This window comes from Pseudomonas vancouverensis, from assembly GCF_004348895.1.
GTDB classification, from domain to species: Bacteria; Pseudomonadota; Gammaproteobacteria; order Pseudomonadales; family Pseudomonadaceae; genus Aquipseudomonas; species Aquipseudomonas vancouverensis.
This window is the reverse complement of sequence record NZ_RRZK01000036.1, coordinates 69,639-95,968: the sequence shown is the minus strand read 5'-3', so window position 1 is coordinate 95,968 and position 26,330 is coordinate 69,639. Positions and strand designations below refer to the sequence as shown.

Below are 26,330 nucleotides of genomic sequence, written 5' to 3'. Positions count from 1 at the left end.
ATGGGCAGACACCGGTTTGAAGGGCTTTTGCAGTCAGTTTCCCTGCCATGAGGGGCAAACCGATCAACAACGCGTCTATTCCAGCACCGGTTGCGCAAACGCCTTGCGCACCGATTCGTTGGAAAATTCCTCGGCATGTTCCTGCAGCCATTCAAGGGCCAGCGCCTGGACCTCCTGCAAATCGTCGTGGGCGTCATGCAGTCGGCAGTAACGTTCGATCTGGCACACCTGCTCGCCCATGCGGGCGCTGAACAGCGTCTGTTCGTCAACGAAGGCGATGCCCACCAGGTAGCCGCGCTTGCGCCGCAGGCACCAGGCCACGTAGCCCAGGTAGCGCATGTCGGGGTTGAGCGTCGGCATGCGCACTTCCAATGCAGTACCGTGGCGCCAGGCACGGTGATAATTGCAAGCCATGCCCCCCAGGCTGATAGTGTGCAGCTGTTGCCGCGAGATGCACTCGGGTTTGAGCAGGGTTAATTCAACGGGCACATCGTCAGGGTGAGGAAGAAAACGTCCCATGAACACAGACTCCATGTGTCGGCCATCTGACATTGTTTCCCCCAGTATAGTGGTCGAATTGGAACTGACCGATTTCGACGCCGACCAACGGCTGCTGGCGATGAGCGGTGTGTCGCTGGTGATTTTCACCAGTGTCGGCTGCGCCAGTTGCCGGTTTGCCCGCGAGCAGTTGCCGAGGCTTGAGCTGGCCGTCGATCGACTGTGCTGGATCGATGCCGGAAACAACGGCGGACTGGTCGAGCGTTACTCGGTTTTTCATTTGCCGGCGCTGTTTGTAGTGCGCGACGGTGAGTTCTTCGGGGCAGTGAATTCGCGCCTGAGCGCCCGCGAGCTGAATGCAGCCGTGGGCCAGGCGCTGAGTCGAATAGCAGAGGAGTTGCCATGATGGGGACAATTGCCAGGCCGACAATCGGCATTATCGGAACCGGCGCCATCGGCGGGTTCTACGGGGTGATGCTGGCGCGAGCCGGTTTTGACGTGCACTTTCTGCTGCGCAGCGAGTTTTCAGCAGTGGCCGAGCACGGCTTGCAGGTTGATAGCGCGCCTTTTGGCGCAATGACGCTGAATCCGGTTCAGGCCTATTCGAACGCTGCAGACATGCCACCGTGCGACTGGTTGCTGGTGGGCGCCAAGACCACCAGTAATGCCGATCTGGCTCCGGCGATCCTTGCCGCGGCGGCTCCAGGGGCCAAGGTGCTGCTGTTGCAGAATGGTTTGGATGTAGAAGACAGCCTGCGCGAGCTGCTCCCCGATTCGCTGCATGTGCTCGGTGGTCTTTGCTATATCTGTGTGCACCGCGAAGGGCCGGGGGTGATTACTCATCAGGCACTGGGGGCGGTGCATGTGGGCTATCACAGTGGTTCGGCAGCCGATGAGGCGGCAAGCAAAGTGATCGTCGAGGAGGGCGTGAGTCTGTTCCGCGCCGCCGGGATCGACTCCCAGGCCATGGCCAATCTGCACCAGGCGCGTTGGCAGAAACTGGTCTGGAATATCCCTTACAACGGTTTGTCCGTATTGCTGGGGGCAAGCACGACGCCACTGATGGCCAATGCCGACAGCCGCGAACTGATCAAGGCGTTGATGGCCGAAGTGGTCCAGGGTGCCATTGCCTGCGGTCATGATGTGCCGGCCGGTTATGCCGAGCATCTGTTCATGGTCACGGAAAAAATGCCCGACTACTGGCCGAGCATGTACCACGATTACCTGCACAAGCGCCCGTTGGAGCTTGACGCCATTTACGGCAAGCCCCTGGCCGCGGCCAAGGCGGCGGGATGTGAACTGCCTCGCATCGAGGCGCTGTATCGCAGTTTGAGTTTTATTGATCGACGCAATACCTGAGTCGATCGGCCAGGGGGAAAGCATGCCAAAGGTAATCGATGACAAGTTGGTGCTGGCGATTTCTTCGCGGGCGCTGTTCGACCTGAGTGAGAGCCACAAGGTGTATCTGTCCAGTGGCGTCGAAGCTTATCGGCAATATCAGATCGAACACGAAGACGAGATCCTCGAGCCCGGCGATGCGTTCCCGTTGGTGCAGAAACTCCTGAGCCTTAATGCCAGCCTCGGCCGCGCCCGGGTCGAGGTGATCCTGGTATCGCGCAACAGCGCCGATACCGGTCTGCGGGTGTTCAACTCCATCGATCACTATGGCCTGGCGATTTCCCGAGCGGCCTTTGTCGGGGGGCGCAGTCCCTATCCGTATCTCAAGGCCTTTGGCTGCGACCTGTTTCTTTCGACCCACGCCGAAGATGTGCGCAATGCACTGGATGCCGGATTCGCCGCCGCGACCATTCTGTCGGGCGGCGCCAGTCGTGCCGCCAGTGATGAGTTGCGCATCGCCTTTGACGGTGATGCGGTGTTGTTTTCCGACGAGTCCGAGCGAATCTACCAGTCCGGAGGCCTGGCGGCGTTTCAGGCCAGCGAGCGTGAAGCGGCTCGCGAACCGTTGCGCGGCGGGCCGTTCAAGGGCTTTCTCGCCGCGCTCAATCTGCTGCAACGTGAGTTTCCCGACGAAGCATGCCCAATCCGCACTGCGCTGGTGACGGCGCGCTCGGCACCGGCCCATGAGCGGGTTATCCGCACCTTGCGCGAATGGGACATCCGCCTGGACGAGTCGCTGTTCCTCGGTGGCCTGACCAAATCGGCATTCCTCGAAGCATTCGCGGCGGATGTCTTTTTCGACGATCAGGCCGGTCACTGCGAGCTCGCGCGCGAAGTCGTCGCCACCGGCCACGTCCCCCACGGCATCAGCAACGAGCCTCAAGTTTAAGCCCGCCGTTCAATGCGTTGCGTCGGACGCCGCAGTCGCCAAGGCACTGCTAAGCTGAATCAAATCTCCGCCATGTTGGCACGCGAGGAGGTCATATGATTCGTTCGATGCTGTATGCCACTGACCTCGGCCTGTACGCCCCCGTGGTGATGCAGCATGCCCTGGAGCTGGCGCGGACGTTCAATGCCAACTTGTATGTGGTGCACGCGGTTGAACCCATGGGGTTGTTCGCCGAATCGGTGTTGCAAAGTTATCTCGATGAGCAGGCCCTGAACGAATTCCACAGCCAGGGTTTGAGCACCGTGATTGCCAACATCGAGCAGCGGGTGCTGGACAGTTTTCGTGAGGAACTGGGGGAAGAGGGTGAGCATGATCTGGCGCGGATTCAGGCCGTGCGCGTGCTGCAGGGCGATCCGTCGCAGGTGATTCTGGAGCAGGCGCAGAAACTCTCCGTGGATTTGTTGATCGTAGGTAGTCACAGCCACGGTGCGGGGGCGGATACACCGTTGGGGCGAACCGCCGCGCGCGTGCTGCAACTGTCCAAGGTGCCGGTTTACCTGGTGCCGCTGGTGCAACGTCGTCGTCAGGGGGATCGGTAGAGCACGAATAGTGGCAGTTTGATAAAAAAGTTCTAGATTTATTCTTCAAGCCATTAATATAGTTATATATCGTCGCTGATGCCCGTGGCGTCTACCTGCTTTGAGGGATACATATGAAGCTTCAACAATTGCGCTACATCTGGGAAGTGGCGCACCACGACCTCAACGTTTCCGCTACAGCCCAAAGCCTTTACACCTCTCAGCCGGGTATCAGCAAACAGATCCGCCTGCTCGAAGACGAACTGGGTGTTGAAGTGTTTGCCCGCAGCGGCAAGCACCTGACCCGCGTCACGCCGGCCGGCGAGCGCATCATCACCACCGCCGGTGAGATTCTGCGCAAGGTCGAAAGCATCAAGCAGATTGCCCAGGAATTCTCCAATGAGAAGAAGGGCACCCTGTCGATCGCCACCACCCACACCCAGGCGCGTTATGCGCTGCCGCCGGTAATCAGCAATTTCATCAAGCAATACCCTGACGTGGCCCTGCACATGCACCAGGGCTCGCCGATGCAGATCGCCGAAATGGCCGCTGACGGCACCGTGGATTTTGCCATCGCCACCGAAGCGCTCGAGTTGTTCGGCGACCTGGTGATGATGCCGTGCTATCGCTGGAACCGTTGCGTGGTGGTGCCTCAAGGCCATCCACTGACCAAACTGCCGAAACTGACCCTCGAAGCGCTGGCCGAATACCCGATCGTGACCTACGTGTTCGGTTTCACCGGCCGTTCCAAGCTCGACGAAGCCTTCAGCCATCGTGGCCTGACGCCGAAAGTGGTGTTCACCGCCGCCGACGCCGACGTGATCAAGACCTATGTGCGCCTGGGCCTGGGCGTTGGCATCGTGGCGAAGATGGCGGTCGACACCAAGCTCGACAATGACCTGGTGGTGCTCGATGCCAGCGAACTGTTCGAGTCCAGCGTGACCAAGATCGGTTTCCGCCGTGGCACCTTCCTGCGTGGCTTCATGTGCGACTTCATCGAGAAATTCGCCCCGCACCTGACCCGCGAAGTCATGGCCAAGGCCATTGCCTGCCACAACAAGCAGGAACTGGAAGAACTGTTCGACGGTGTCGAACTGCCTGTCCATTAAGCGACCTGCTTAGACCACCTCGGTGACAGCAAACTGTTGCCGAGTGCCCGCCACCAGAATCTCCACCTCGTCGCCCTCGAACTTGCCCAGCAGGCTTTTGCCCAGGGGTGAGCGCGGGGTGATGACGGTGATCAGTTGCCCTACCAGATCGACTTTCAGCCCGGCGGCGTCAGGGGCCAGGAACAGCCACTGTTCGCGACCCCGTTCGTCCTCCAGGCCGAGCAGTGCGCCCACTTCGATACCGCGTTGCTCGTCGTATGGGCGCAGTGCCAGGTTCTGGCAAAGCGCCAGGGACTGGCGAATTTCCTCGACCCGTTTCGCTTGCCCGGCTGCCAGGTAAGACGCCTCCAGTCCGAGGGTGTCGTATTTGTTCTCGGCGATGTTTTCTTCGTGGGTCGCGGTTTCGTAGGCGGTCTGCGCGGCGCGCTCGGCAATGTCGAGGTCGATGCGCAGCTTGTCGAGAATCAGTTGGTGGACACTGTGCTTGTTCATGGTCAGTCGCAGAATCTCAAAACGTTATCGCGGCTTTTCTCGCTCGGTGCGGTCTGGTCTTGCTGCAGCCAGAACTGGCAATTGGGGTTGGCCTGATTGCGGGTGCTGCTGCGCGCTTGATCGAGTCGTTGCTGTTGCTCGTTCTTGCGCAGGTTTTCTTCATACTGCTGGAACAGGGGGCTCTGCGGCGGAATGTCCGGCACTGGCTGCACGACCACGGGTGGCTTGGCCAATTGTTCGACCGCGGCCGTCACTGGCGCCAGTTGCTGGCTGAACAGTCGGGAGGCAAGCCAGCAGGTCAGTGCAATGGCTATGAATCCCAGCCACATGCCGAGGGCGATACTGCCGGTCAGTTGCAAGGCGTTCAGTCGAATGGGCAAGTGGCGACGCGGGGTGGGGCGGTAGGGCATGGTGGCCTCCTGGCGAAGAGTCGCGGGCGAGTGGCGATTGTCGCATGAAGAATAATCGCCGTCGGCCCTTCTGCGCGGGGTAATTTATGCGGACAATCGGCGCCTTTGCCAACGGGAGCCTGTAATGCCTGAAACGAAAACCCGCTGGGACATTTTCTGCACCGTGGTCGACAACTTCGGCGACATCGGCGTGACCTGGCGCCTGGCCCGCCAGCTGGTTGCCGAGCACGACTTGGCGGTACGTTTGTGGGTGGATGATTTGCGCGCCTTCGAGCGTCTGTGTCCAGCCATCGATATACACGCTGCAGGGCAGCGGCAGCAGGGCGTCGAAGTCCGTCAGTGGCCCGCTCAATGGCAACCGGCAGAAGCCGCCGATGTGGTGATCGCTGCCTTCGCCTGCCAGTTGCCTGCCGCCTACATGGACGCCATGGCCGAGCGGCCAGTTCCACCGCTGTGGATGAACCTCGACTACCTCAGTGCCGAAGACTGGGTCATTGGCTGTCACGGTTTGCCTTCGGTGAAGTACCGGCACGTACAGAAATACTTTTTCTTTCCCGGCTTTCAACAGGGCACCGGCGGGTTGTTGCGTGAGCACGGACTGCTTGAACAGCGTCGGCAGTTTCAACAAGACCCCGAGGCCCGGCGAGCGTTTCTGCAAGAACTGGGGGTTGATCCAGCACCGGGCGCACAATTGATCTCACTGTTTGCCTATGAAAACACCGGGCTGGCCAGTTGGTTGGGCGCGATGGCGAGCGATAGGACGCCGACGCATCTGCTGGTGCCGGAAGGGCGGGTTCTCGGTGATGTCGAACGCTGGCTTGGTGTGCAAGGGCTGGCCGCGGGCGCCGTGCATGTGCGCGATGGCTTGACCGTGCAAGTGCTGCCGTTCATCCAGCAAGAGCAGTACGACCGTTTGCTGTGGAGTTGCGACTTCAACGCCGTACGCGGCGAGGATTCCTTCGTGCGCGCGCAATGGGCCGCTCGGCCAATGCTGTGGCATATCTATCAGCAGGAAGAAGACATTCACCTGGACAAGCTCGAAGCCTTCCTCACCCTCTACACGAAAGGCTTGTCTGCGCCCGCGAGCGAAGCGATCAGCGGTCTGTGGCGGGCATGGAATGTGGGTGGAGAAATGGCCGACCACTGGCAAATGACCCGTAAACACTGGCCAGAGCTGGAAAAACACGCGCAGGCATGGTGTCTGGAACAGGCCTTGCAGGCCGATCTTGCCACGGCGCTGGTACAGTTTTATGGAAATTGGATATGATACGCGGCCTAGATTTTTGTAAATCCCATCCAAATTCGGATATTCGCAATGAAAACTGGTAAAGAACTCAAACCCGGTACCGTGATCCGTATCGACAACGATCCTTGGCTGGTTCAGAAAGCTGAATTCACCAAGTCGGGCCGTAACAGCGCGATCATGAAGACCAAGCTGAAGAACCTGCTGACCGGCTACAAGACCGAAACCGTATACGGTGCGGACGACAAGCTGGACGACGTGATCCTGGACCGCAAAGAAGCGACCCTGTCCTTCATCAGCGGTGACTCCTACACGTTCATGGACACCACCGACTACACCATGTACGAGCTGAACGCCGAAGACATCGAAAGCGTTCTGCCATTCGTGGAAGAAGGCATGACCGACGTTTGCGAAGCCGTATTCTTCGAAGGCCGTCTGGTTTCCGTAGAGCTGCCGACCACCATCGTGCGTCAGGTTGACTACACCGAAGGTTCCGCTCGCGGCGACACTTCCGGCAAGGTGATGAAGCCTGCCAAACTGAAGAACGGTACCGAGCTGTCGGTTGCTGACTTCATCGAAATCGGCGACATGATCGAGATCGATACCCGCGAAGGCGGTTCCTACAAAGGCCGTGCCAAATAAGCACTGCTTGAGGAATGAAAAAGCCCGACCATTGAGTCGGGCTTTTTTGTGCCTGCAAGAAAGACTGTTGTTAAACAGTTACATGCAGACGCACATCAACATTGCCGCGAGTGGCGTTGGAGTACGGGCAGACCTGGTGTGCCGCTTCGACCAGCGCCTGGGCATCGGCTTGTTCAAGGCCTGGCAGGCTGATGTGCAGGTCGATGTCCAGACCGAAACCGCCGGGGATCTGACCGATACCAACATGGGCGGTGATCGAGGCGTCGCCGGGGATGCTGCGCTTGGTCTGGCTGGCAACGAATTTCAGTGCGCCGATAAAGCAGGCCGAATAGCCGGCGGCGAACAGTTGTTCCGGGTTGGTGGCTGCACCACCGGCACCGCCAAGTTCTTTCGGGGTGGCGAGTTTGACGTCGAGGACGTTGTCGCTGGAAACCGCACGACCGTCACGGCCACCGGTGGACGTTGCTACTGCGGTATAGAGAGTTTGCATGGTGTACGCCTCGTTCTGGGAGTGGTTTTATTTGCGCTAAATGTTTGCGCGCTAAGTAAGTGCGAAATAAATGTAGCTCGATGTTATTTTGCGCGCAAGATAAATTTTTGAAGCTAGCGGGCTGAACGGACGAACGGTTAATTACGCTAGGGGTTAATCACAACAAGCGTGGGAGCGAGTTCACTCCGACAGCTTTCGGAGTGAACTGAGGATTAGAGGCTGTCTTGCAGGTGCGCGCGCAGGTCTTGCAGTTCCCTTTGCAGTTTCTGCAGGCGTTCCACGGTCGACCCACTCGCGGCCAGAATGCATTGGGGAATGCCCCGGGCCTTGTCACGCAAGGCACGGCCCTGTTCGGTGAGCTCGACGATGACCACGCGTTCATCTTCGCGGCTGCGGGTCCGGCTGAGCAGGCCTTCGGCTTCCAGGCGCTTGAGCAACGGCGTCAACGAGCCGGGATCGGTCAGCAGGCGTGTGCTGATTTCGCCTACGGTCAGACCGTCCCGTTCCCACAGCACCATCATCGCCAGATACTGCGGGTAGGTCAGCCCCAGTGCTTGCAGCAAGGGCTTGTAGACCTTGGTCATCATCAGTGAGGTGGAGTGCAGGGCAAAGCACACCTGATTGTCCAGCAGCAGATGGTCGCAAGTGTCTGGGGTGTTGTGCTCGGTGGTCATGTCGAAGCCTTGATCAGTGATCCTTGGAATCTAGCGGGCGAATCTTTAATGCGCCAGATAAATCTGACCTAGTGCCGGTTCAGCCTGGCTTGCAGCTCCAGATCCCAGGGCGGAACAGGGCTGAAGCGGGTTTTCAGGTATTCCAGCAGCAAGCGACTGCGCGAGTTGGGTTGCTGTTCCAGGCGCAAGGCGTAGATGCCGGCACTTTCCGGGGCTGGCAGTCCGTCGTCACAGAACAGCGGCAACAGTTCGCCGCGCAACAGGTATTCGCTGGCCAGCCAGGTCGGTAGATGGGCGATACCCAGCCCGGCCAGCGCCCCGCAGGCCAGCGCTTCGGCATTGTTGGCGCTCATGCGGATACGTGCGGGACGATGCAGGTGCATCAGTCCGTCCCGCTCGAAGCGCCAGGCGAAGGGCGGGGCCAGGCCATCCCAATCGAGACCGTCATGCTCACTCAGTTGCGCTGGATCCGTCGGTACTCCGCGACGCTGCAAGTAGCCGGGGCTGGCGCAAGCGATGCGTACCATACTGGCCAATGGTGTCGCCACCAGGCGTGTGTCTGCCAATTGGCCGGCACGCAGTACCAGATCGACCTTGCCGAGGTTCAAACCCTGCATGTCGACGAAGCTGTCGATCAAATGCAATTGAACGTCGAGACCCGGATACAGCATCAGGAAGTCGGCAATGACCGGCGCCAGATGGCGTCGCCCGAACGCGGCGGGCGCATCGACCCGAATCAGGCCTTCCGGTGCACTGCTCAGCGATACCGCTTCGGCCCGGGCCAGGCGCAGTTCGGCGACGATCCGTCGCGCCCGTTCGGCAAATGCCAGCCCGGCGGGCGTCGCGCGGACGGCATGGGTGCTGCGCAGGAACAATTGACTGCCCACTGCGTTTTCCAGGCTGTCGATCCGGCGTGCCACGGCCGAGGGCGTCAGCGGGTGACGGCGTGACGTGGCGGAAAAGCTGCCGGTTTCCAGCACATCGAGGAACAGGCCCAGTTGATCGGTGAGTTGATCGGGATTCATGGCGAGTGTCTGCTTATGCAAGATTGGCACAGCCATTGTGCGTGGCTGTGCGTTTCCGCGCCAGACGCAACTGCGTAGGATGAAAGCCAGACACGAGTGGGAAAACGACCTGTGATTGAGTTCCTGATGTACCTGGTATTTGGCGCAGCCTTGGGCACCCTTGGCGGGCTGTTCGGCATTGGCGGTGGTCTGATAGCGATCCCGTTGCTGGGTGTGCTGTTCGGTCTCGATCAGCAGATCGCCCAAGGCACGGCGCTGGTCATGGTGGTGCCGAACGTGATGCTGGCGCTGTGGCGTTACCATCAGCGCAACCGCATCGAACTGCGTCACGCGTTGCCGCTGGCTTCCATGGGCTTCTGTTTTGCCTGGATTGGCTCGATTTGGGCCGTGGGCATCGATGCGCAAACCATGCGTATCGGATTTGTCGCGTTTCTGGTCGCGCTGTCTGCCTACAACCTGCTGCGGATGTTTGCTGCCAGCGCTCCTGCGGGGTCGCAGATGAATTACTCCTGGCCTTGGCTCGGTGTACTGGGCGCCGCATCCGGCACCATGGGCGGATTGTTTGGCGTGGGCGGGGCCGTGGTGGCGACACCGGTGCTGACCAGCCTGTTCGGTACCAGCCAGGTGGTTGCGCAAGGGCTCTCGCTGGCGCTGGCACTGCCCAGTACCGGCGTGACCCTGGTGACTTATGCCGCGCACCATCAAGTCGACTGGGTGATCGGTGTTCCTTTGGCGCTTGGTGGCCTGATGAGCATCAGTTGGGGCGTGAAAGTCGCCCACGCGCTGCCGGAGCGCCTGCTGCGCGGGCTGTTTTGCGGATTTCTGGTGTGCTGCGCGGTGATGCTCGCGTTTAAAGTTTGAAGCCTTCGACAATGTGCTCGGCCAGGCACTCGGTGATCGGCGAAGGGTTGTGCAGGTTGCGCACGAGCATGATGCTGGCCTCGGGCAATACCGGCAAATCCTCCGCAGCACCCAGGATGCGCATATCCGCGGTGATCAGGCTTTCCAGTTGCGCAGTGACCGCAAGGCCGGCACTGACCACCGCCATGATCGCCGACAGGCTGTCGCTGTTGTACGCCACGCGATAATCACGGCCCTGGGCATCCAGTGCATTGCACGCCCACATACGGCAGAAACAGTCACTGTTGAACATCGCCAGCGGCAGGGGCGACTGCTCGTGGGCGCTGTAGCATTGCGCTTCGGCCCAGACGAAACGCTCCTTGCGCAGCAATTGACCGATTTCGCTACCGGGTTCACGGGTGACGATCGAGAGGTCCAGGTCCTGGCGCATCAACAGTTGTTTGGATGATTCACAGTGCACTTCGATCTGGATCAGCGGATACGTCTGGGCAAAGCGCCGCAGAATCCCCGGAAGGAATCGCATCACATAGTCGTCCGGCGTGCCGATGCGCACCATGCCGACCATGTCCGGCTCGCGCAGGGTGTTGAACACTTCGCTGTGCAGTTTGAGGATGCGCCGTGCATAGCCCAGCAACACCTGCCCTTCGGCGGTCAGCCTGACTTGCCGCCCATCACGTTGAAACAGCTGGCGCTGCAGCACATCCTCTTCCAGACGTTTCATCTGCATGCTCACCGCCGACTGGGTGCGGTTGACCAGTTCACCGGCGCGGGTGAAGCCACCTTGGTCAGCGATAGCGACAAAGGTGCGCAGGACATCGGTATCGATACTCGGGTAGGCCGACATGCATCAATCTCCGAGATATGTGACATCAGAAACATTCGTTGGATTGATCTTAGTCCCGGCGCGAGACTGGAGCTATCCAAACGGAGGGCAACAAGATGAAAGGTCAACATGAGTTTCAAGGCGCAGAAAAACACTCGGTGCACATGATTTCCGATCTGCTGCACAAAGTCGGTCGCTGGTACGAACTGCACCGTGAGCGTGAATTGCTGGCGAGCTTGAGTGATGAAGCGCTCAAGGACATCGGCATGAGCCGCGCGGACGTGGAGCACGAGTCGATCAAGCCGTTCTGGAACGACCCGATGCACAAATGACCCATAGATAAATGATCAATACCACGCTACACAAACCCCTTACCGGTGAGGTAGGTTGCGAGCAGACAAGGAGACGCTCATGCCCGCAACAGTGTCCTTTACCCTCAAACAGGCTCGGCGTCTGGCGCTGGCTGCCCAAGGATTCAACGGGCGTCAGCCGCCAGCGACGATCAAAGCCGTTCAGCTCAATCGCCTGATTGATCGACTGGGGCTGCTGCAGATCGATTCGGTCAATGCTCTGGTGCGTTCGCACTACCTTCCGCTGTTTTCCCGCCTCGGCAATTACGCTCCCGATTTGCTCGACCAGGCTGCCTGGAGCCAGGGCCGCAAGCGCACGTTGTTCGAGTATTGGGGGCATGAAGCCTCGCTGCTGCCATTGTCGATGTATCCGCTGATGCGCTGGCGCATGCAGCGCGCACAACGGGGCGAAGACATCTACCAGCAACTGGCGCGCTTTGGTCGAGAGCAGCAAGGCACCATTCGCCGGGTGCTGGCGGTGGTCGAGGAGCAGGGCGCGCTGGGTGCCGGCAGTCTTTCTACGCGGCAGGAGCGGGCCGGCCCGTGGTGGGACTGGAGCGCGGAGAAGCATGCGCTGGAATGGTTGTTTGCCGCTGGTGAAGTGACGGTGGCCGGGCGGCGCGGATTTGAACGACTTTATGATCTGCCGGAGCGGGTTATATCGGGTGAGATACTGACCCAGCCGATACTGACGGAAGCTGAGGCTCAACGGGGTCTGCTGTTGCATGCGGCCGGCGCATTGGGTGTCGGCACGGAAAAGGACTTGCGGGATTACTTTCGCCTGAACCCCACAGACAGTCGTCCGCGTCTCGCGGAACTGGTTGAGGCCGGCGAGTTGCTTACCTGCGAAGTCCAGGGCTGGCGACAGCCAGCTTATTGCCTGCCTGATCCCAAAGTACCGCGCAAAGTGCTGGCCAGTGCCTTGCTCTCACCCTTCGATTCATTGGTCTGGGAGCGCAGTCGCACCGAGCGCCTGTTCGACTTTCGCTACCGGCTGGAGATCTACACGCCGCAGGACAAACGGGTGTACGGCTATTACGTGTTACCGTTTTTGCACAATGAGCGGATAGCCGCGCGGGTTGATTTGCGTGCCGAGCGGGCCGCCGGTCAGTTGGCAGTACATGCCGTGCATGAGGAAGAACCAGGGCTGGATGAGGAGGGGATGCTGGCACTGGCCATCAATCTGCGGCAGATGGCGGATTGGCTGGGGTTGGCGCGGGTTCAGTTGAACTGCCCGAGGGCGAGTGCGGCGCGGTTGCGGGTGGCACTTTTGCAGGTTGGCGAAGACTGAGCTGACGCCATCGCCAGCAAGCTCGCTCCCACATGAGTTCTGCGTCGTGCACAAAATTCAGTGTGGGAGCGAGCTTGCTCGCGATGGGCGCGACGCGATTTAGCGGCGAACCTGCTTCAAGGTCTCGGCAATCAAGAACGCCAGCTCCAGCGACTGGTCGGCATTCATCCGCGGGTCGCAATGGGTGTGGTAGCGATCCGACAAACCATCCTCGGTGATCGGTCGGGCGCCACCGATGCATTCGGTGACATTCTGCCCGGTCATCTCGATGTGGATCCCGCCGGCATAGCTGCCTTCGGCCTGGTGAACCTGGAAGAACTGCTTCACCTCCCCGAGGATCTGCGCGAAGTCGCGGGTCTTGTAGCCGCTGCTGGCCTTGATGGTGTTGCCGTGCATCGGGTCGGAACTCCACAGCACCTGCTTGCCTTCACGCTGCACCGCGCGGATCAGTTGCGGCAAGTGGTCGCCGACCTTGTTCGCGCCCATCCGCGCGATCAGGTTCAAGCGGCCGGGATCGTTGTCCGGGTTGAGCACGTCGATCAGGCGAATCAGATCGTCCGGGTTCATGCTCGGGCCAACCTTGACCCCGATCGGGTTGTTCACCCCGCGCAGGAATTCGACGTGGGCGCCGTCGAGCTGGCGGGTGCGGTCGCCGATCCACAGCATGTGTGCCGAGCAGTCGTAGTAATCGTTGGTCAGGCTGTCGCGACGCACGAACGCTTCTTCGTAGTTCAGCAACAGCGCTTCGTGGGCAGTGAAAAAGCTGGTTTCGCGCAGTTGCGGCGAACTGTCCATGCCACAGGCACGCATGAAGGCCAGGGTTTCATCGATGCGGTCGGCCAGGTGGCTGTACTTTTCCGCCAGCGCCGAGTTGGCGATGAAGTCCAGATTCCACTTGTGCACCTGGTGCAGGTCGGCAAAACCACCCTGGGCGAAGGCGCGCAACAGGTTGAGGGTGGCGGTGGACTGGTGATAGGACTGCAGCAGGCGTTCCGGGTCCGGTACGCGGCTTTTTTCGTCGAAACCGATGCCGTTGACGATGTCGCCGCGATAGGCCGGCAGGGTCACGCCGTCGATGGTTTCGTCATTGGCCGAGCGTGGCTTGGCAAACTGCCCGGCCATGCGCCCGACCTTGACCACCGGGCAACCGGCGGCGAAGGTCATGACGATGGCCATTTGCAGCAGGACTTTGAAGGTGTCGCGGATTTTAGCCGCGGAAAACTCGGCGAAACTTTCGGCGCAGTCGCCGCCTTGCAGCAAGAAAGCGCGACCCTGGGTCACTTCGGCAAACTGACGGCGCAACTCCCGGGCTTCACCGGCAAACACCAGTGGCGGATAACTGGCCAGGGTTTGCTCGACCTGCTGCAAATGCGCTGCGTCGGGGTATTGGGGTTGTTGCTGGATCGGCAGGGCACGCCAGCTGTCAGGGCTCCAGGGTTGGCTCATCGCAGTCTCTAGTGTTTTCGCTCGGATGCCCATGTTATCAGCAATTAGTACGTGACCTGCTCCCGTTGCTTGGCCGACAATCTCGCCTTTGCCGCGCACAACTGGCGGTGCTATTGCGTTGCTGCTTTTCAGATCGAAGGCAGATTGACGATCAGGAGATGAAATGACTGAGGAGCGCGTCGAGCATCTGCTCGCCGAGGTACAGGACGAGTTCGGCGTGATACGCGTGCTGGAAGTGGCCGATTACCGTTTTCTCGAGTTCGGTGATGCCATCGAGCAAAGCTGCGTGTTTACCGCCGATCCGAGCTGGCTCGAGTACGACTACACCCGGGCGATGTTGATCGGTGCGTTGTGTCACGAGCAACCGGAAAGTGCTCTGTTTCTGGGATTGGGTGCCGGTACGCTGACCCAGGCTTGCTTGAAGTTCCTGCCGCTGGAGGATGTCGAGGCCATCGAACTGCGTCCCGACGTTCCGCGCCTGGCCATCGAATACCTGGGCCTGGACGATGATCCGCGCCTGTACATCCGTGTCGGTGATGCCCTCCAATTGTTACCGACGGCAGAGCCTGCGGACCTGATTTTTGTCGACCTCTATACCGATGTGGGCCCGGGTGTCGGCCATCTGGCCTGGAGTTTTCTCGGCGACTGCCAGAAGCGCTTGAATCCGGGTGGCTGGCTGGTGATCAACCAGTGGGCGACGGATGATGGCAAGCCGCTCGGCGCTGCGTTGTTGCGTGGTTTGTACCACCGGCACTACTGGGAACTGCCAGTGAAGGAGGGCAATGTGATTCTGATCGTGCCTGCGGATCTCGATCAGGTGCTGGACATGGATGGCTTGATCGCCCGCGCTGAAGCCCTCGCGCCGCGATTGGGGTATTCGCTGGAGTCGTTGATCAAGTGCATTCGCCCGGCGACCTGAATGCGATGAGGCCCGCCAGGCTGACACAAAATCAAACCCCTTTGAAAACCCCGGGTCGCCGCTCAACCAGCGAACGCACACCTTCCTTGGCATCCTCACTGGCCATCAACTTCTCCACCAGCGGCGGTAACCCTTGCGCCGCCGCGGTTTCCCCGTCATATCGCGCCTGGCGCGCCGACTCCAGTGTCGCTTGAACCCCAAGCGGTGCCTGGCGGGCAATGCGTTGTGCCAAATCAATCGCCCGCGGCAACAAGTCTTCGCTGGCCATGATTTCCTGCACCAGCCCGAGACGCAGAGCTTCATGGGCATCGAACTCATCCCCGGTCAGCAGCCAGCGCATGGCGTTGCCCCAACCGGCCAACTGATGCAGGCGCAGGGTGGCGCCGCCGAACGGGAAGATTCCGCGTTGCACTTCCATCTGGGCAAAACGGGTGTTGCTGGCGCACAGATTGATATCGGCGGCGAGCATCAGTTCGATGCCGATGGTCAGGCAGTAGCCTTGCGCAGCGACAATCACCGGTTTGCTGACCCGCGGACCGGCAAACACGCCCCACGGATCGCAGCCGCCGGGGGGCGCCTGCCAGCCCTTGGCCAGGGCCTCGCTGGCATTGACCAGGTCGAGCCCGGCGGTGAAGTGCTCCCCATGGCCGAGCACCACGGCGACACGGGCCTCGCTGTCGGCTTCGAAGGCGCCGTAGGCCAGGCTCAACTCGTTGAGCAGGTCGAGGTCGAAGGCGTTGCGCTTGGCGACCCGGTCCAGGCCGATCAGGAAGACATGGTCGCGCCGTTCACGGCTGACTCGACTGGAGCTGGGCTGATTCATGGAGCGGTCCTCGGGGCGGGAAAGGCATGTCAGACCGACGGTCTGCACGGTAAAAGGTGAACCGTTTTAGCGCCATCACCCGCAAGGCCGGGCTTTTGAAAAATAGTCGGTCGATCGATTCTCTGCAAAGCCTGTGACAGAACGGCGTATGTGGCGGATTTCCGATAAAAAAAGCTCCCTTTTTGGGCGAATTCCGGTATAGTGCGCGCCGGCCTTTAACCGGGCCGCGTTTAGGTAGCGCAATTCCCCGAAGCCAGCTTCGGCTGCATGTCCGCATCGCGGACTCTTCCTTGACGATTCTTTTCATTCATTCGTTTTCGCAAATCCCCGCCGACAAAGCTGCCAGGGCGACTCTTGAGTCTCAACACGGCATGTGCAGCTTTGGAGCATGGGTCTTTGCGGATGCACTTAGAGGCAGACCCATGACCCAGGAAATCGGCGGCTTCGCCGCTCTTGAACTTCATCCCAATATTGTCGCTGCAGTAGTCGCTACCGGCTATGAAGAGCCTTCGGCCATTCAGCAGCAGTCGATCCCGATCATTCTCGCCGGTCACGATATGATTGGTCAGGCGCAAACCGGTACCGGTAAGACCGCTGCCTTTGCCTTGCCAATTCTGCACCGCATTGATCCGTCCAAGCGCGAGCCGCAAGCTCTGATCCTGGCCCCAACTCGTGAGTTGGCGCTACAAGTTGCAACCGCTTTCGAAACCTACGCCAAGCAAATGCCGGGCGTGACTGTTGTGGCTGTCTACGGCGGCGCGCCGATGGGCCCACAACTGAAAGCAATCCGTAATGGCGCACAGATCGTTGTCGCCACTCCGGGCCGTCTGTGCGACCACCTGCGTCGCGACGAAAAAGTACTGGCGACCGTGAACCACCTGGTTCTCGACGAAGCCGACGAAATGCTCAAGCTGGGCTTCATGGACGACCTGGAAGTCATCTTCAAGGCCATGCCGGAAACCCGTCAGACCGTATTGTTCTCGGCTACCTTGCCACAATCGATCCGTGCCATCGCCGAGCGCCACCTGCGCGATCCGAAGCACGTCAAGATCCAGAGCAAGACCCAGACCGTTACCGCGATCGAACAGGCTCACCTGTTGGTTCACGCTGACCAGAAGACCTCTGCCGTTCTCAGCTTGCTGGAAGTGGAAGATTTCGACGCCCTGATCATGTTCGTGCGCACCAAGCAAGCGACCCTGGACCTGGCCAGTGCCCTGGAAGCCAAAGGCTACAAGGCCGCTGCGCTGAACGGCGACATCGCCCAGAACCAGCGTGAGCGCGTGATCGACTCCCTCAAGGATGGCCGTCTGGACATCGTTGTGGCGACCGACGTTGCTGCTCGTGGCCTGGACGTTCCGCGCATCACTCACGTGTTCAACGTTGACATGCCGTACGATCCGGAATCCTACGTTCACCGTATCGGCCGTACCGGCCGTGCCGGTCGCGAAGGTCGCGCACTGCTGCTGGTGACTCCACGTGAGCGCCGCATGCTGCAAGTGATCGAGCGTGTCACCGGTCAGAAGGTTGCCGAGGTTCGCCTGCCGGACGCTCAAGCCGTTCTCGATGCGCGCATCAAGAAACTGACCAACAGCCTGTCGCCGCTGGTGGCTGATTCCGAAGCGACTCACGGTGATCTGCTGGATCGCCTGACCGCTGACATCGGTTGCAGCCCGCGTGCCCTGGCCGCAGCCCTGCTGCGCAAGGCCACCAACGGTCAAGCGCTGAACCTGGCCGCTATCGAGAAAGAGCGTCCACTGGTGCCGAACAATGCACCGCGTGGCGATCGTCCTGAGCGTTCCGGTGATCGTCCGGACCGTGGCGACCGCGAGCGTCGTGCGCCGATGCCTTTGGGCGAAGGCCGTGCTCGTTGCCGTACCGCGCTGGGTGCGCGTGACGGTATCGCTGCCAAGAACCTGCTGGGCGCCATCCTCAACGAAGGTGGTCTGGCTCGTGAAGCGATCGGTCGCATCCAGGTGCGTGACAGCTTCAGCCTCGTCGAGCTGCCGGAAGATGGTCTGGAGAAGTTGCTGACCAAGCTGAAGGACACTCGCGTTGCCGGCAAGCAGTTGAAGCTGCGTCGCTACCGCGAAGATTGATCCGCTTTCGGGCTGATTGATCGATAAAAAATCCCCGACTGGTTCGGGGATTTTTTTTGCCTGCTGATTTGTGGTCGGCGTTGGGTTATGTCGCGGTTTCCCCTCAGCCGAAGCGATAAATGTCCATGCCCAGCGCTCCCATGGTGAAGCCCTGGTGAGCAATGCTGAAATCGCCCCCGGCGCTGCGGGCAAAGTACAACGGCAGCAAATGCTCATCGCTGGGGTGATTGCGCACGGCGTTCGGCGCCTGCTGGCGGTAGTCGTGCAGCGCGTTCTCGTCGTCGGCCGCGAGTTTCTCGATCATCCAGTCGCGGAACACCTTCGCCCAAGGTTCGACGCTCTCCGGGCCAGCATGCCAGTCCAGCTCGCGCAGGTTGTGGGTGATGCTGCCGGAGCCGATCAGCAGGATGCCATGCTCGCGCAGGCTGGCCAGCGCATGACCGATACGCGTCTGCAAAGCCGGGCCACCCCGGGTTGGCAGCGAGACTTGCACCACGGGTATGTCGGCCTGTGGGTACATCAGCGACAGTGGCACCCAGACGCCATGGTCGAATGGGCGATTGCTGTCGATGCGAGCGGGCAGGCCGTCGGTTTTCAGCAGGTCGACAACTTCTTGCGCCAGCTGCGGGTTGCCCGGTGCCGGGTACTGGACTTCGAACAGCGCCTTGGGGAAACCACCGAAGTCGTGCCAGGTGTCCGGTTGCGGATGGCCACTGACCAGAAGTTCATTGCTTTCCCAGTGGGCGGAAACGATCACGATCGCGTTGGGCCTTGGCAGTTCGGCGGCAATCCGGGCGAGCGCGGGGCCGCTGGCACCGGGCTCCAGTGCGAGCATGGGGGAGCCATGAGAAATGTACAGACTGGGGAACATGTAAAAGCTCCTGAGCGTTAAGATGGCACCATCTTCAGTCAGATCATTGATCTAAATCTAATATAAGTTTTAGGGTGTTTTGATCGAATTTTCGGGGTTAATTATGCAGCCGGAGTTTTGGCACAAGAAGTGGGCTTCGAACCAGATCGGCTTTCATCTGCCGCAGGTGAACCCTCACCTGCGACGATTCTGGCCACAGTTGGCTCTGGAAGACGGTGCACGTGTGCTGGTGCCCTTATGCGGCAAGAGCCTGGATGTGTTGTGGCTGGCCCATCAGGGGCACGAAGTGCTGGGGGTCGAATTGTCGGAGAAAGCCGTGGAGGATTTCTTCGCCGAGCATGGTTTCGATCCCGCCATCAGCGAGCAGGGGCCATTCAAGGTCTATCGGGCCGGGTCTATCGAGTTGTGGTGCGGTGATTTCTTCGCATTGAGCGCCGGTGATGTGGCCGACTGTTCCGCACTTTATGATCGTGCGGCGCTGATCGCCTTGCCGCCGGCAATGCGCGAGCGTTATGCCGATCATCTGAAGCGCATATTGCCCAGGGATTCCCTCGGGCTGCTGATTACCCTGGATTACGATCAGGCACAAATGCCGGGACCGCCATTCGCCGTGCTGGATGAAGAAGTGCAACGATTGTTCGGCACCGCTTGGACACTGAAGATCCTCGAAGATCAGGACGTATTGAGCGAAAGCGGCAAGTTTATCGAGGCGGGGGTTGTGCGCCTTGAAGAGCGGGTGTATCGGGTTTCCAGCCGCTAGTCAGTGTCGTTTGTTCCGGCCTCTTTGTGGGCTTGCAAAGCTCAGCCGTGTTCAGAGAGGCAAGAAAAAGGCCCGCATCACTGCGGGCCTTCTTGTTTACATTTAAATATCTCAACCCCGGCGGCGAGCCAGTGCGTCGATACGCTCTTCCAGCGGTGGGTGACTCATGAACATGCGGGCGAAGCCCTGCTTGATACCACCGTTGATACCGAAGGCGTTCAGGGTGTCAGGCATGTGCACGGGCAGCCCTTGCTCCGCACGCAGGCGTTGCAGGGCGCCGATCATCGCGGCAGTACCGGCCAGGTTTGCACCGGCTTCGTCGGCGCGGAATTCGCGCTTGCGCGAGAACCACATGACGATGGCGCTGGCGAGGATGCCCAGAACCAGTTCGGCGAAGATGGTCGCCACGTAGTAGGCGATACCCTGGCCTTCTTCGTTCTTGAAGATCACCTTGTCGACAAAATTGCCGATGATCCGCGCGAAGAACATCACGAAGGTGTTCACCACGCCCTGAATCAATGCCAGGGTGACCATATCGCCGTTGGCGACGTGGCCGATCTCGTGGGCCAGTACCGCCTTCACTTCATCCGGCGAGAACCGCTCGAGCAGGCCCTGGCTGACTGCGACCAGCGCGTCGTTCTTGTTCCAGCCCGTGGCGAAGGCGTTGGCCTCATAGGCTGGGAAGATACCGACTTCCGGCATCTTGATTCCGGCTTCGCGGGACAGTTGCTCGACGGTTTGCAGCAACCATTGTTCGTGACGGGTACGTGGCTGGGTGATGATCTGGGTGCTGGTGCTCATTTTCGCCATCCACTTGGAGATGAACAGCGAGAACAGGGAACCGGCGAAACCAAAGACCGCACAGAAAATCAGCAGCTGATTGAGGTTCAGATCAACCCCGTTGGCCGCCATGAACCCGTTGAAGCCGAAAAGGCTCAGGGTGATGCTGGCAATCAGCACGACCGCCAGGTTAGTGGCCAAAAACAGCAGAATGCGCATCATGGTTGTAGAAATCTCCTCAAGCTAAAGATGTAGCGTACTGCGGGGTATATAAGGTGCTGCACCGGGGTATTCAACTGGGTGACTATTTCAAACTGTGTCCTACGGCAACAGCTTAGCTGCTTGCAGGGCATTTCCTACGGGTAGGTGGGAAGTGTTTGTCAGTCAGTTCCCGTTGCGAGCCCCGTAACCATTGAATGGGGCGGCGCACAGCGAAATCCGTCGTGCATTGCAGCGACGTGCCTCGGTGAGAAAAAAGATGTGTTGCTGAATCAATCATCGTGCGACCTGTTCCAGCGTCGCACGAGGGTCGAAGACTTACTGGCGATAAGACTTGAGGAAGTTGCCGATACGACCGATGGCCATGTCGAGGTCGTCGACGCGCGGCAGGGTCACGACGCGGAAGTGGTCCGGCCATGGCCAGTTGAACGCGGTGCCTTGCACCACCAGCAGCTTTTCGGACAGCAGCAGGTCGAGAACGAATTTCTCATCGTTGTGGATCGGGCAGACCTTGGGGTCGATCCGCGGAAAGGCGTACAGCGCGCCCATTGGCTTGACGCAGCTCACGCCCGGAATGTCGTTGAGCAGTTCCCAGGTACGGTTGCGTTGCTCCAGCAGGCGGCCTGGCGGCAGCACCAGATCATTGATGCTCTGGTAGCCTCCCAGGGCGGTCTGGATCGCGTGCTGGCTCGGCACGTTGGCACACAGGCGCATGTTCGCCAGCATGTCGATGCCTTCGATGTAGCTTTGCGCATGGTGCTTCGGCCCGGAAATGGCAATCCAGCCGGAGCGGAAACCCGCCACGCGATAGGATTTGGACAGGCCGTTGAAGGTCAGGCACAGCAGATCCGGCGCCAGGGAAGCGGTGCAGATATGCACGGCGTCGTCGTAGAGGATTTTGTCGTAGATTTCGTCGGAGAACACCACCAGATTGTGCTGGCGGGCCAGTTCCAGCATGCCCAGCAGGACTTCCTTGGAATACACCGCGCCAGTCGGGTTGTTCGGGTTGATGATCACCAGGGCCTTGGTGTTCGGGGTGATCTTGGCCTTGATGTCAGCCAGGTCCGGCCACCAGTTGGCCTGTTCGTCGCACAGGTAGTGCACCGGGTTGCCGCCCGACAGGCTGACGGCGGCGGTCCACAGCGGATAGTCAGGCGCCGGCACCAGGACTTCGTCGCCATTGTTGAGCAGGGCCTGCATCGACATCACGATCAGTTCGGAAACGCCGTTGCCCAGGTAGATGTCTTCAATGCCGACGCCTTCCACCTGCTTTTGCTGGTAGTACTGCATCACGGCCTTGCGCGCACTGAACAAACCCTTGGAGTCGCTATAACCCTGAGCGGTCGGCAGGTTGCGGATCACGTCCTGGAGGATTTCGTCCGGCGCTTCGAAACCAAAGGGCGCCGGGTTGCCGATGTTCAGCTTGAGGATGCGATGGCCTTCCTCTTCCAGGCGTTTGGCGTGCTTGAGCACCGGGCCGCGAATGTCGTAGCAGACGTTGGCGAGCTTGTTCGATTTGCTGACCTGCATGGCGATGTGTTCCCGAAAATGAACGATCCGGACGGCGGTTGGACAACCGTGCCGGGTATCCTGCGTATTCACACAGGCCTGACGCCTTGAATTGCAGCACCCATATTTCCGTTTGAATGCGCGTGGTCTGGCTGCCAGACTGGCGTTTGACGAGGCGCAATCATACGTGCCGCCCGATCCGTGGAAAAGGTACAGATCGGGCTTTTTCAGCTGCTGAGGTGTGATGATGGAAAAGTTGGAAAAAACCCTGGAAGAATGGAAGGCGATGCTCGATCCAGAGCAGTACAACGTGTGCCGCCTCAAGGGCACGGAGCGACCGTTTTCCGGCAAATACAACGCCACCAAGACCGACGGTGTCTGTCACTGCATCTGCTGCAATGAGCCGTTGTTCGACTCGAAGACCAAGTTTGATTCCGGCTGCGGCTGGCCCAGTTTCTACGCGCCGATCGGCGACAGTGCCATGACCGAAATTCGCGATGTCAGCCACGGCATGATCCGCACCGAGGTGGTCTGTTCCAAATGCGACGCGCACTTGGGGCATGTATTCCCCGATGGCCCGCCGCCGACCGGCTTGCGCTACTGCATCAATTCGGTGTGCCTGGACCTGGTACCGCGCGAATAATGCGAGCCCGGTAGGAGCGAGCAAGCTCGCTCCTGCAAAGGTCCGACGTGCAATAATTTAAATTGCACACAATTCAATTGCTCGCTATGTTTGTTTCATCCTACCGATTGTGGAGCTTTCACCATGAGCGACAACCTGCTGAGCATTCCCTGCACGACGATCACCGGCGAACAAAAGACCCTGGCCGATTTCGCCGGCAAGGCCGTGCTGGTGGTCAACACCGCCAGCAAGTGCGGCTTCACCCCCCAGTACAAGGGTCTGGAAGAGCTGTGGCAGACCTACAAGGACCAAGGGCTGGTGGTACTCGGGTTTCCCTGCAACCAGTTCGGCAAGCAGGAGCCGGGTAACGAGGGGGCGATCAGTGAGTTTTGCGAACTGAACTTCGGTGTCAGTTTCCCCCTGTTCAAGAAGATCGAAGTCAACGGTGCCGGCGCTCATCCGTTGTTCGTGCAATTGAAAAAACGCGCGCCGGGTGTGTTGGGTTCCCAAGGCATCAAGTGGAACTTCACCAAGTTCCTGATCGGCAAGGACGGTCAGTTGGTCAAGCGCTTCGCGCCGGCGACCAAGCCGCAGGACTTGACCCGCGAGATCGAAGCCTTGCTCAAATGAACACCTTGTCAGTCGATTCGATGAAGCTGGACAGTCAACTGTGCTTCAAGCTGTACGCAGCGTCGCGAGCGGTGATTCGGGCCTACAAGCCGATGCTCGAGCAGTTGGGCCTGACGTACCCGCAGTACCTGGCGATGCTGGTGCTGTGGGAGTGGCAGGAAAGCGCGCCGGAGCAGCCGACCGTGAAGGCTTTGGGGGAGCGTCTGGCCCTGGATTCGGGCACCTTGACGCCCTTGCTCAAGCGCCTGGAGCAACTGCAATTGGTGCAGCGTCAGCGATCGGCACGCGATGAGCGCGAAGTACACCTGAGCCTGTCGCCTGCCGGCAGTGCGCTTCGCGAACAGGTCGGTCCGCTCAAGGCGCGTCTGCTATGTGACAGTGGGGTTGATCTGGATCGGTTGAACGACTTGCGCGACGGCCTTGATCACTTGCTCGGGCAAATCAAGGCGCTGTAGTCGCCGGTATCCACAGATCCAGCAGGGCGGCCAGTTCTTCGCGCCGGAACGGTTTGGCCAGGTAGTCACTCATGCCTGCTGCCCGACAACGTTCGCGTTCTTCGGACATGGCATTGGCTGTCAGGGCGACGATGGGCAATTGCGGCCAGCGTCCGCTGCGGCGAATCTGCCGGCTGGCTTCGTAGCCGTCCATCACCGGCATGTTGCAGTCCATCAGCACCAGGTCGAAGGCTTTCAGTTCAAGCTGATCCAGTGCCTCGGCACCATGGGCCGCCGTCGTCACCTCGCAACCGAGCTTGCCGAGCATGCCCTTGGCCACCAGTTGATTGACCGGATTGTCTTCCACCAGCAGCACGCGCCCGCGACGTTGCGGACTACGGGCTTCAAGGCTGGCTTCGTTGCCGGTGTGTGCGTCCGGCAGCAGAATTCGTTTCAAGGCCTGATACAGCGCATTGCGTGCCAGTGGGCGCGCCTGTTGCTGCAACGGGGCCAGGGCGCCGACCTCTTCGCCAGGCATGAAGTTACCGTAAGCGGTGACCAGCAGGATCGGAGCGCTGATTGTCGGCCGCAGGTTGAACAGGCACTCGGGACAGTCGGTGATCAACACATCGACTTCTACACCGATCATCGGGTCGTCGATTGAGCGTCGCTGGTAGTCAAGGCCCCAGCCAGGCAAAAGGCTGCTCAACAACTCGCCCAGTCCGCTGCTGGACGAGGTGATGGCGATGATCTTGCCCGACAGCGGGGTAATCGGCATCGGGCGGGTATGGCTGGGTAGCGGCAAGTCCGCGCAGAACTGGCTGCCGAATCCGGCCTCGGAGCTGATCGTCAGGCGCCCTTGCATGGCTTCGCAGAGGTTGTACGTCAGGGCCAGGCCCAATCCGGTGCCGCCGAACTGCCGAGTGATGCCGGCGCCAGCCTGGGTAAAGGGCTGGAAGATCTTGACCTGGGCATCCTGGGGAATACCGATGCCGGTGTCGCAAACTTCGATTCTGACACCCTCGTCAAAGGCAGACAGGCGCACATCGACGCGGCCGAAGCGGGTGAACTTGAGGGCGTTGGACAGCAGATTGCTGACGATCTGCCGCACGCGGGTCGGATCACCGAGTACCAGCGCCGGAAAGTGTGGATCAATGAGGCACGTCAGCTCAACGCTCGGTGCAGCGTTCTGCGAGAGCAGGTTGGCGGTGTCCTCGACCAGGGCGCCGAGATCAAAAGGGATGTGCTCGAGTTCCAGCTGGCCGGCATCGAACTTCGACAGATCGAGAATATCGTTGAGCAGCTCCACCAGCACTTTGCCCGAGTCATGGGCGATCGACAGTTGCTGCTGTTGCTCGGCGGTGAGCGGCCCGTCGAGCGACAGCGCGATCATCCCCAGCAAGCCATTGAGCGGTGTGCGGATTTCATGGCTCATGTTGGCGAGGAACACCGAGCGCGCTTCAGCCATGTCCAGCGCGGTGCTGCGGGCGATTTGCAGTTCCTCGTTGGACTGACTGAGCCGGGCGTTGATCGACTTGAGCTCGGTGGTACGCGCCGACACGATGTTTTCCAGTTGCCCGAGATAGTCGGTCAGGCGGTTTTCGGCATTGCGCCGTTGCTGGATCTCGGTGGCGATGTTTTGGAATTGCTGGTTGGCCACTTTTACCAGTACGCCGATTTCGTCCTTGGCATGCCCGGAAGGGCATTCCAGCGCGGTCTGTTCGGTGCTGCCGGGATCGCGGCTGCTCAATTCGCGAATCACCCGCGCCAGAGGCTTGGTCAACATCACGTAAAACAGTGCGAGCAGAATACCGGTCAGCAACAGGCTGCGCGCGAAGCCGTTGATCAGGGTCACCTCCGCCCGACGCAGGAAGCGGTTGCCGAACGGATAGGTGTCGACACTCAAACGCAGTGTGCCGAGGGACTCGTTGGGCAGGTGATCCAGGTACAGGCGGTCTTCAAACTGTCGATTGGCACCGAACAGGAAGTCGCTGAGCACGCGATAGTTGCTTTCCACGCTCGGCCGTTTGACGTTGGCCAGCACGGTGCCGTTGTTGTCGGTCAGTTTCACGCCAATGATTGCGGGTGAACGCAACAGTCCCTGAGTCAGCTCCTTGGCGAGTTCGGCATCGATGTTGTAGGCGATGCGCGAGGCCGGGTTGTGGCTGATTTCCAGCAATGAAAGGATTTCACGATTGATGGAAGCGTCTTCACTGGCATAATCGATGCCTATTTGCAGCAGACTGAGCAGCGTACCCAGAATGAAACCGACCAGCACGGTCAGCCGCGCCTGTTTGTAGGACAGTCGGTTGGTGAATTTGATTTCCATGGGGGGGTGAGCCACTTCCGTTTCCTTTCGCTGCTCAAGCATAGCCGAACATGCTTGCCTACTGATGTGTCGCGAGCCTTGTACCACGAGGTGGACCGATCACCGAACGCTATGTTTCA

29 protein-coding genes are annotated in these 26,330 nt (G+C 60.0%); 16 read left to right on the top strand and 13 right to left on the bottom strand.

The genetic code is table 11. The annotated features are described in order from the left end of the window. Window positions 1–75: 75 nt before the first annotated feature. Window positions 76–519 (bottom strand): PilZ domain-containing protein, encoded by a 444-nt coding sequence (locus EIY72_RS28100; RefSeq protein ID WP_093224946.1) that lies wholly within the window; start codon window positions 517–519, stop codon window positions 76–78. Between EIY72_RS28100 and EIY72_RS28095 the strand changes: the two genes are divergently transcribed. The 5 genes from EIY72_RS28095 (at window position 518) to cysB (ending at window position 4,472) form a co-directional block, all read left to right on the top strand. Continuing rightward, entirely contained in the window at window positions 518–904 is a 387-nt protein-coding gene (locus EIY72_RS28095; protein WP_093224943.1) for a thioredoxin family protein, read from the top strand. The two genes, EIY72_RS28100 and EIY72_RS28095, sit on opposite strands and share 2 nt — an antisense overlap. Further along, the gene (locus EIY72_RS28090; protein WP_093224940.1) at window positions 901–1,857 is read left to right on the top strand and encodes a putative 2-dehydropantoate 2-reductase; all 957 of its coding nucleotides are present in this window, start codon (window positions 901–903) and stop codon (window positions 1,855–1,857) included. The genes EIY72_RS28095 and EIY72_RS28090 overlap by 4 nt, the downstream gene beginning before the upstream one ends. 22 nt (window positions 1,858–1,879) lie before the next feature. Beyond that, a complete protein-coding gene (locus EIY72_RS28085; RefSeq protein WP_093224938.1) occupies window positions 1,880–2,785 on the top strand; it encodes a 5'-nucleotidase in 906 nt (301 codons plus the stop codon). Between the two features lie 95 nt (window positions 2,786–2,880). Beyond that, window positions 2,881–3,384, top strand: coding sequence for a universal stress protein (locus EIY72_RS28080; protein ID WP_093224935.1), 504 nt, complete (start codon window positions 2,881–2,883; stop codon window positions 3,382–3,384). A 113-nt stretch (window positions 3,385–3,497) separates the two neighbouring features. Then, entirely contained in the window at window positions 3,498–4,472 is a 975-nt protein-coding gene (cysB, locus tag EIY72_RS28075) for an HTH-type transcriptional regulator CysB (RefSeq protein WP_093224933.1), read from the top strand. 9 nt (window positions 4,473–4,481) lie between these two features. On the opposite strand, the gene EIY72_RS28070 is transcribed toward cysB, so the two are convergent. Together EIY72_RS28070 and EIY72_RS28065 are read right to left on the bottom strand one after the other, a co-directional pair. Next, entirely contained in the window at window positions 4,482–4,964 is a 483-nt protein-coding gene (locus tag EIY72_RS28070) for a GreA/GreB family elongation factor (RefSeq protein WP_093224931.1), read from the bottom strand. Window positions 4,965–4,966: 2 nt separating this feature from the next. After that, a complete protein-coding gene (locus tag EIY72_RS28065; RefSeq protein ID WP_093224928.1) occupies window positions 4,967–5,374 on the bottom strand; it encodes a hypothetical protein in 408 nt (135 codons plus the stop codon). A gap of 124 nt (window positions 5,375–5,498) precedes the next feature. On the opposite strand from EIY72_RS28065, the gene earP reads away from it, so the two are divergent. Together earP and EIY72_RS28055 are read left to right on the top strand one after the other, a co-directional pair. Further along, window positions 5,499–6,641 carry an elongation factor P maturation arginine rhamnosyltransferase EarP gene (gene earP / locus EIY72_RS28060; RefSeq protein ID WP_093224925.1) on the top strand — a complete coding sequence of 381 codons (1,143 nt, stop codon included), beginning with the start codon at window positions 5,499–5,501 and terminating at the stop codon, window positions 6,639–6,641. Window positions 6,642–6,689: 48 nt separating this feature from the next. After that, window positions 6,690–7,259, top strand: coding sequence for an elongation factor P (locus tag EIY72_RS28055; protein ID WP_007955690.1), 570 nt, complete (start codon window positions 6,690–6,692; stop codon window positions 7,257–7,259). A 70-nt stretch (window positions 7,260–7,329) separates the two neighbouring features. On the opposite strand, the gene EIY72_RS28050 is transcribed toward EIY72_RS28055, so the two are convergent. From EIY72_RS28050 to EIY72_RS28040, 3 genes are all read right to left on the bottom strand, one after another. Further along, window positions 7,330–7,749: an organic hydroperoxide resistance protein gene (locus tag EIY72_RS28050; protein ID WP_093224923.1), complete on the bottom strand. Its 420-nt coding sequence runs from the start codon at window positions 7,747–7,749 to the stop codon at window positions 7,330–7,332. Between the two features lie 212 nt (window positions 7,750–7,961). Beyond that, the gene (locus EIY72_RS28045) at window positions 7,962–8,423 is read right to left on the bottom strand and encodes a MarR family winged helix-turn-helix transcriptional regulator (protein ID WP_093224920.1); all 462 of its coding nucleotides are present in this window, start codon (window positions 8,421–8,423) and stop codon (window positions 7,962–7,964) included. A 68-nt stretch (window positions 8,424–8,491) separates the two neighbouring features. Then, entirely contained in the window at window positions 8,492–9,448 is a 957-nt protein-coding gene (locus EIY72_RS28040) for a LysR family transcriptional regulator (protein ID WP_093224917.1), read from the bottom strand. Window positions 9,449–9,574: 126 nt separating this feature from the next. Between EIY72_RS28040 and EIY72_RS28035 the strand changes: the two genes are divergently transcribed. Beyond that, window positions 9,575–10,309, top strand: a complete 735-nt coding sequence (locus tag EIY72_RS28035; RefSeq protein ID WP_231985503.1) for a sulfite exporter TauE/SafE family protein — start codon at window positions 9,575–9,577, stop codon at window positions 10,307–10,309. Here EIY72_RS28035 and EIY72_RS28030 read toward each other — a convergent pair. Further along, window positions 10,299–11,153 carry a LysR substrate-binding domain-containing protein gene (locus tag EIY72_RS28030; RefSeq protein WP_093224911.1) on the bottom strand — a complete coding sequence of 285 codons (855 nt, stop codon included), beginning with the start codon at window positions 11,151–11,153 and terminating at the stop codon, window positions 10,299–10,301. The genes EIY72_RS28035 and EIY72_RS28030 overlap by 11 nt on opposite strands. 95 nt (window positions 11,154–11,248) lie before the next feature. Between EIY72_RS28030 and EIY72_RS28025 the strand changes: the two genes are divergently transcribed. Together EIY72_RS28025 and EIY72_RS28020 are read left to right on the top strand one after the other, a co-directional pair. Next, the gene (locus EIY72_RS28025) at window positions 11,249–11,464 is read left to right on the top strand and encodes a DUF1127 domain-containing protein (protein WP_093224908.1); all 216 of its coding nucleotides are present in this window, start codon (window positions 11,249–11,251) and stop codon (window positions 11,462–11,464) included. Window positions 11,465–11,543: 79 nt separating this feature from the next. Beyond that, window positions 11,544–12,773, top strand: a complete 1,230-nt coding sequence (locus EIY72_RS28020; RefSeq protein ID WP_093224905.1) for a winged helix-turn-helix domain-containing protein — start codon at window positions 11,544–11,546, stop codon at window positions 12,771–12,773. A 99-nt stretch (window positions 12,774–12,872) separates the two neighbouring features. Here the strand turns inward: EIY72_RS28020 and EIY72_RS28015 are convergent, their stop codons facing one another. Continuing rightward, on the bottom strand, window positions 12,873–14,219 hold the full coding sequence (locus EIY72_RS28015) for a class II 3-deoxy-7-phosphoheptulonate synthase (RefSeq protein ID WP_007983513.1): 1,347 nt from the start codon (window positions 14,217–14,219) through the stop codon (window positions 12,873–12,875). Window positions 14,220–14,382: 163 nt separating this feature from the next. Between EIY72_RS28015 and EIY72_RS28010 the strand changes: the two genes are divergently transcribed. Continuing rightward, entirely contained in the window at window positions 14,383–15,138 is a 756-nt protein-coding gene (locus EIY72_RS28010; protein ID WP_093224902.1) for a spermidine synthase, read from the top strand. 31 nt (window positions 15,139–15,169) lie between these two features. Here EIY72_RS28010 and EIY72_RS28005 read toward each other — a convergent pair whose 3' ends face one another. After that, window positions 15,170–15,961, bottom strand: coding sequence for a crotonase/enoyl-CoA hydratase family protein (locus EIY72_RS28005; RefSeq protein WP_093224900.1), 792 nt, complete (start codon window positions 15,959–15,961; stop codon window positions 15,170–15,172). 422 nt (window positions 15,962–16,383) lie between these two features. Here EIY72_RS28005 and EIY72_RS27995 point away from each other — a divergent pair, with 422 nt between their 5' ends. Next, the gene (locus EIY72_RS27995) at window positions 16,384–18,057 is read left to right on the top strand and encodes a DEAD/DEAH box helicase (protein ID WP_093224897.1); all 1,674 of its coding nucleotides are present in this window, start codon (window positions 16,384–16,386) and stop codon (window positions 18,055–18,057) included. A 103-nt stretch (window positions 18,058–18,160) separates the two neighbouring features. On the opposite strand, the gene EIY72_RS27990 is transcribed toward EIY72_RS27995, so the two are convergent. Continuing rightward, window positions 18,161–18,928 carry a DODA-type extradiol aromatic ring-opening family dioxygenase gene (locus tag EIY72_RS27990; RefSeq protein WP_093224894.1) on the bottom strand — a complete coding sequence of 256 codons (768 nt, stop codon included), beginning with the start codon at window positions 18,926–18,928 and terminating at the stop codon, window positions 18,161–18,163. A 103-nt stretch (window positions 18,929–19,031) separates the two neighbouring features. Between EIY72_RS27990 and EIY72_RS27985 the strand changes: the two genes are divergently transcribed. Beyond that, a complete protein-coding gene (locus tag EIY72_RS27985; protein WP_093224892.1) occupies window positions 19,032–19,688 on the top strand; it encodes a thiopurine S-methyltransferase in 657 nt (218 codons plus the stop codon). Between the two features lie 111 nt (window positions 19,689–19,799). Here the strand turns inward: EIY72_RS27985 and htpX are convergent, their stop codons facing one another. Together htpX and EIY72_RS27975 are read right to left on the bottom strand one after the other, a co-directional pair. After that, window positions 19,800–20,690, bottom strand: coding sequence for a protease HtpX (gene htpX, locus EIY72_RS27980; RefSeq protein ID WP_007973520.1), 891 nt, complete (start codon window positions 20,688–20,690; stop codon window positions 19,800–19,802). Window positions 20,691–21,005: 315 nt separating this feature from the next. Continuing rightward, the gene (locus EIY72_RS27975) at window positions 21,006–22,217 is read right to left on the bottom strand and encodes a pyridoxal phosphate-dependent aminotransferase (protein WP_007983502.1); all 1,212 of its coding nucleotides are present in this window, start codon (window positions 22,215–22,217) and stop codon (window positions 21,006–21,008) included. A 226-nt stretch (window positions 22,218–22,443) separates the two neighbouring features. Between EIY72_RS27975 and msrB the strand changes: the two genes are divergently transcribed. The 3 genes from msrB (at window position 22,444) to EIY72_RS27960 (ending at window position 23,903) form a co-directional block, all read left to right on the top strand. After that, entirely contained in the window at window positions 22,444–22,839 is a 396-nt protein-coding gene (gene msrB / locus EIY72_RS27970; protein ID WP_093224889.1) for a peptide-methionine (R)-S-oxide reductase MsrB, read from the top strand. Between the two features lie 123 nt (window positions 22,840–22,962). Further along, a complete protein-coding gene (locus EIY72_RS27965; protein ID WP_093224886.1) occupies window positions 22,963–23,448 on the top strand; it encodes a glutathione peroxidase in 486 nt (161 codons plus the stop codon). Further along, window positions 23,445–23,903, top strand: coding sequence for a MarR family winged helix-turn-helix transcriptional regulator (locus tag EIY72_RS27960; protein ID WP_093224883.1), 459 nt, complete (start codon window positions 23,445–23,447; stop codon window positions 23,901–23,903). Before EIY72_RS27965 ends, EIY72_RS27960 begins: the two co-directional genes overlap by 4 nt. Here EIY72_RS27960 and EIY72_RS27955 read toward each other — a convergent pair. Then, a complete protein-coding gene (locus EIY72_RS27955; RefSeq protein ID WP_093224879.1) occupies window positions 23,890–26,253 on the bottom strand; it encodes a hybrid sensor histidine kinase/response regulator in 2,364 nt (787 codons plus the stop codon). The two genes, EIY72_RS27960 and EIY72_RS27955, sit on opposite strands and share 14 nt — an antisense overlap. Between the last annotated feature and the right edge of the window lie 77 nt (window positions 26,254–26,330).

What these genes read in the sequence shown, in the direction of transcription:
- EIY72_RS28095 (WP_093224943.1), top strand. Translation starts at nt 518, where the DNA reads ATGAACACAGACTCCATGTGTCGGCCATCTGACATTGTTTCCCCCAGT.
- EIY72_RS28100 (WP_093224946.1), bottom strand. Translation starts at nt 519, where the DNA reads ATGGGACGTTTTCTTCCTCACCCTGACGATGTGCCCGTTGAATTAACC.
- EIY72_RS28090 (WP_093224940.1), top strand. Translation starts at nt 901, where the DNA reads ATGATGGGGACAATTGCCAGGCCGACAATCGGCATTATCGGAACCGGC.
- EIY72_RS28085 (WP_093224938.1), top strand. Translation starts at nt 1,880, where the DNA reads ATGCCAAAGGTAATCGATGACAAGTTGGTGCTGGCGATTTCTTCGCGG.
- EIY72_RS28080 (WP_093224935.1), top strand. Translation starts at nt 2,881, where the DNA reads ATGATTCGTTCGATGCTGTATGCCACTGACCTCGGCCTGTACGCCCCC.
- cysB (WP_093224933.1), top strand. Translation starts at nt 3,498, where the DNA reads ATGAAGCTTCAACAATTGCGCTACATCTGGGAAGTGGCGCACCACGAC.
- EIY72_RS28070 (WP_093224931.1), bottom strand. Translation starts at nt 4,964, where the DNA reads ATGAACAAGCACAGTGTCCACCAACTGATTCTCGACAAGCTGCGCATC.
- EIY72_RS28065 (WP_093224928.1), bottom strand. Translation starts at nt 5,374, where the DNA reads ATGCCCTACCGCCCCACCCCGCGTCGCCACTTGCCCATTCGACTGAAC.
- earP (WP_093224925.1), top strand. Translation starts at nt 5,499, where the DNA reads ATGCCTGAAACGAAAACCCGCTGGGACATTTTCTGCACCGTGGTCGAC.
- EIY72_RS28055 (WP_007955690.1), top strand. Translation starts at nt 6,690, where the DNA reads ATGAAAACTGGTAAAGAACTCAAACCCGGTACCGTGATCCGTATCGAC.
- EIY72_RS28050 (WP_093224923.1), bottom strand. Translation starts at nt 7,749, where the DNA reads ATGCAAACTCTCTATACCGCAGTAGCAACGTCCACCGGTGGCCGTGAC.
- EIY72_RS28045 (WP_093224920.1), bottom strand. Translation starts at nt 8,423, where the DNA reads ATGACCACCGAGCACAACACCCCAGACACTTGCGACCATCTGCTGCTG.
- EIY72_RS28040 (WP_093224917.1), bottom strand. Translation starts at nt 9,448, where the DNA reads ATGAATCCCGATCAACTCACCGATCAACTGGGCCTGTTCCTCGATGTG.
- EIY72_RS28035 (WP_231985503.1), top strand. Translation starts at nt 9,575, where the DNA reads ATGTACCTGGTATTTGGCGCAGCCTTGGGCACCCTTGGCGGGCTGTTC.
- EIY72_RS28030 (WP_093224911.1), bottom strand. Translation starts at nt 11,153, where the DNA reads ATGTCGGCCTACCCGAGTATCGATACCGATGTCCTGCGCACCTTTGTC.
- EIY72_RS28025 (WP_093224908.1), top strand. Translation starts at nt 11,249, where the DNA reads ATGAAAGGTCAACATGAGTTTCAAGGCGCAGAAAAACACTCGGTGCAC.
- EIY72_RS28020 (WP_093224905.1), top strand. Translation starts at nt 11,544, where the DNA reads ATGCCCGCAACAGTGTCCTTTACCCTCAAACAGGCTCGGCGTCTGGCG.
- EIY72_RS28015 (WP_007983513.1), bottom strand. Translation starts at nt 14,219, where the DNA reads ATGAGCCAACCCTGGAGCCCTGACAGCTGGCGTGCCCTGCCGATCCAG.
- EIY72_RS28010 (WP_093224902.1), top strand. Translation starts at nt 14,383, where the DNA reads ATGACTGAGGAGCGCGTCGAGCATCTGCTCGCCGAGGTACAGGACGAG.
- EIY72_RS28005 (WP_093224900.1), bottom strand. Translation starts at nt 15,961, where the DNA reads ATGAATCAGCCCAGCTCCAGTCGAGTCAGCCGTGAACGGCGCGACCAT.
- EIY72_RS27995 (WP_093224897.1), top strand. Translation starts at nt 16,384, where the DNA reads ATGACCCAGGAAATCGGCGGCTTCGCCGCTCTTGAACTTCATCCCAAT.
- EIY72_RS27990 (WP_093224894.1), bottom strand. Translation starts at nt 18,928, where the DNA reads ATGTTCCCCAGTCTGTACATTTCTCATGGCTCCCCCATGCTCGCACTG.
- EIY72_RS27985 (WP_093224892.1), top strand. Translation starts at nt 19,032, where the DNA reads ATGCAGCCGGAGTTTTGGCACAAGAAGTGGGCTTCGAACCAGATCGGC.
- htpX (WP_007973520.1), bottom strand. Translation starts at nt 20,690, where the DNA reads ATGATGCGCATTCTGCTGTTTTTGGCCACTAACCTGGCGGTCGTGCTG.
- EIY72_RS27975 (WP_007983502.1), bottom strand. Translation starts at nt 22,217, where the DNA reads ATGCAGGTCAGCAAATCGAACAAGCTCGCCAACGTCTGCTACGACATT.
- msrB (WP_093224889.1), top strand. Translation starts at nt 22,444, where the DNA reads ATGGAAAAGTTGGAAAAAACCCTGGAAGAATGGAAGGCGATGCTCGAT.
- EIY72_RS27965 (WP_093224886.1), top strand. Translation starts at nt 22,963, where the DNA reads ATGAGCGACAACCTGCTGAGCATTCCCTGCACGACGATCACCGGCGAA.
- EIY72_RS27960 (WP_093224883.1), top strand. Translation starts at nt 23,445, where the DNA reads ATGAACACCTTGTCAGTCGATTCGATGAAGCTGGACAGTCAACTGTGC.
- EIY72_RS27955 (WP_093224879.1), bottom strand. Translation starts at nt 26,253, where the DNA reads ATGCTTGAGCAGCGAAAGGAAACGGAAGTGGCTCACCCCCCCATGGAA.